General features: G+C 72.7%; 3 protein-coding genes. 1 reads left to right on the top strand and 2 read right to left on the bottom strand.

Annotated features, from left to right (window positions below; all coding sequences use genetic code 11):
• Together ACN4EK_RS32365 and ACN4EK_RS32360 are read right to left on the bottom strand one after the other, a co-directional pair.
• A partial coding sequence (locus ACN4EK_RS32365) for an oligosaccharide flippase family protein (protein WP_431662558.1) occupies positions 1–804 on the bottom strand: 804 nt, incomplete at its 3' end.
• A complete protein-coding gene (locus tag ACN4EK_RS32360; RefSeq protein ID WP_431662557.1) occupies positions 801–1,856 on the bottom strand; it encodes a class I SAM-dependent methyltransferase in 1,056 nt (351 codons plus the stop codon). The genes ACN4EK_RS32365 and ACN4EK_RS32360, both read right to left, overlap by 4 nt.
• A 190-nt stretch (positions 1,857–2,046) precedes the next feature.
• On the opposite strand from ACN4EK_RS32360, the gene ACN4EK_RS32355 reads away from it, so the two are divergent.
• A partial coding sequence (locus tag ACN4EK_RS32355) for a hypothetical protein (RefSeq protein ID WP_431662556.1) occupies positions 2,047–2,727 on the top strand: 681 nt, incomplete at its 3' end.

Raw genomic sequence — 2,727 nt, 5'->3', positions numbered from 1 at the left:
GAGCAGGGCGGTGGCGAGCGTCGTCGCGAGATAGGCGAAGGAATAGACGCCCGCCGCCTCGATGCCCACGAGCGCGTTGATCAGCCAGACGTCGATCCAGGCGAGGACGAAGGCCGCCATGGACGTCGCGGGCAGCGTCCAGCTATGGCCGAATATCGCCCGCGCGCGCCGGCCGGCCGAAGCCCAGTCGAGGGCGAGCGGCGTGCGCGCCCAGGCGTTGACGCCGGACAGGACATAGCCGGCTATCGTTCCCGCCGCGAGGAGGGTCCAGGCGTCGAGGGCGAAGTCCGCCGCCCCCGCGAGCGCGATCGCCGCGAGCCCGCTGAGCTGGCCCGTCCGCTGGAGGACCGGCGCGAGGTTGAAGCTCTCGAAGCGCGTCCGCGCCTGCAGCGCCATGATGCCGATCTCGGTGGTCGACTGGGCGAGCGCGATGGCGATCACGCTCGCCGCGACCATCCCCCATCCGATCCCGAGCCAGCCGGCGATGAGGCGCGCGGCGACGAGGGCCACGGCGACGAACAGGACGGACAGCGCCAGATGCAGCGCGAGCCGGGCGGCGAGGCTTCCGCCGAGCGCGCCGCGTTCGTGCAGCTCCTCGCGCGCCTGCCGCAGGAAGCCCTGGTTCGGCCAGAGCAGCAGGGCGGCCGCGAGGACCTGCGCGGCGGAGAAGACCACGTTGAAGCGCCCGAATTCCGCCGGCTCCACCACGAGCGGCACGCTGGCGACGAAGCAGACGCCGAGAACCAGCGCCCCCGCGCGCCACAGCAACGTCGAGCGTAGCGTGCGCGCGACGTCGTAGTTCATTGTCGCCGCTCGTAGAGGACGAGGATCTCGCCGCGCACGGGAACGCGCGGCAGGAATCCGGCGAGCGCCTTCAGCGCGCCGCGGGCGCCGCCCGCGCCCCCGGCCGGCGCCGGTTCCCGGGACGGCGCGGCTTCGTCGGCGCCCGACATGCCGCATTGCGGGCAGATCGCGTAGTCGAGGCGGCCGAACACCTGCTTGCGGAACGGCGCCGCGAGCGCCTTGAGCAGGTTCTCCTCGCGCGGAAGGAGGATGCGCTCGCGGACGGCGAAGCCCGGCATCAGCGCGTCGAGCCGGGCGTCGTCGTAGGAGCGCATGTGGTAATTGGGGTTGAACACGCAGTCGCAATGCCGGCAACGCGTCTGCAGCCGGCGCTCGCGATAGGGCACGTTGACGAGGACGTAGCGCCGCGAAACCCGCGCCATCTCGGCGAGCGCCGCGCGGTGCACCGGGTCCGGCAGGTGCTCGAGCGTCTCCATGGACACGGCGCAATCGACGCAAGCGTCGGCCAGCGGCAGGGCGTCGGCCGTGCCCTGGATCATCGCCACGTCTCCCGGCGCCGCCGCGACCGCGGCGGAGGAGCGTTCCAGCCCGAAGGCGAGCATGTCCGGCCGCGCCTTCGCCAGCCGGGCGAGGAAGGGGCCGGGACCGGCGCCGATGTCGACGAGCGTGGCGACCTCCGCCGGCAGGAGCCCGCAGGCGACGTCGACCCTGTGATCGTCGAAGGCCGCCGTCGTCACGTCGTGGACGCCGTTGACCTCGTAATGGTCGAGCTCCGCCCCGCCGCCCCCGAAGACGGGCAGGGCGTGGTCCCGCGCTTCCTCGAAAGCGGGCAGATCCGCCGCGGCGTCCGCCATGATCCGGTTCGAAGCGGGAAGAAGGCGCGGCACGCCCCCGATCACGGGAAAGCAGAGCCGCGAATCGTCGTCGAGCAGCAGCGCCTCCGCGCGCCCCGGCGGGGTCAGCCCGGACCGCTTCGCCAGCCGCAATCCGCCGCGTTTTCCGGGGCTGCGCAGCAGCGGCAGTATGTCCTCGATGTCGCGCAACCGATCCATGCTCCTCGAAAGCGATGCGCGGCCCTTCTAGAACAATCGGACGGGGCGGGCAATCGCCCGGGAACGGGCCGTGCGGAGGCGGGCGACGCGATTCGCCGGTGGACAAGCGCCGCGCCGCGGGGCATCTGCGAAAGGAGCGGGCGACGCCGGGGAAGGCGGCCGCTCGCGCGGTTGCGGGTTCGGGGACGGCATGGGGCGTGACGAAGTCCGGCGGGGCGGCGCGGACAGGCTTGCAGGCGCGGCGTTCGCGATCCTCGCGGCGACCCCGGCCGCTTCGATCTTCTCGCGCGGGATCGCCGCGACGCTGCTCGTGGTCGTCGCCGCGCTTCTCCTCGTCGCGGGTTTGGCCGCGCGGATCGAGCGCGAGGCCCTGCGCGATCTGCGCGTCGCGGCGACGAGCCCCGGCGGTCTCTGCCTGACGGCGCTGGCGCTCCTCGCGCTCGCGAGCGCCGCATGGTCGCTCGATTCCGCGCGCGGGGCCTGGCATGCGCTTCAGTTCGGCGGCTCGGTCGCGCTCGCGGGGCTCGCCGGAGCGCTCGCCGCGCGATTCTCCGGGCCGGGGTCGGCGCTGAAATACGGTCTTGCGGCGGGCGTCGCCCTCGCGAGCGCGATAATGCTCGTCGAACTTCATACGGAGGGCGTTATCCGCGCCATGGTTGGCCTTCGCGTGGACTATTTCAGACTCAACCGGGCGGCGGTCGCGGTTGTCCTTTTCCTGCCGCTCGCCTGCGCGCTGCTCCTGCGCGGCCGTGCGCTGGTCGCGACGCTCGTTCTCATGGCGGTCGCCGTCACGGCCGCGCTGATGTCCGAAAGCAATTCCGCCAAGCTCGGCGTTCTGACGGCGCTCCTCGTGTCGCCGTTCGCGTTGCTG

The sequence above is a fragment of the Pantanalinema rosaneae CENA516 genome (assembly GCF_050753385.1).
Lineage (GTDB): Bacteria > Cyanobacteriota > Cyanobacteriia > Leptolyngbyales > Leptolyngbyaceae > Pantanalinema > Pantanalinema rosaneae.
Note: the sequence above shows the minus strand (reverse complement) of the source record. Positions and strands in the feature narration are given on the sequence as shown.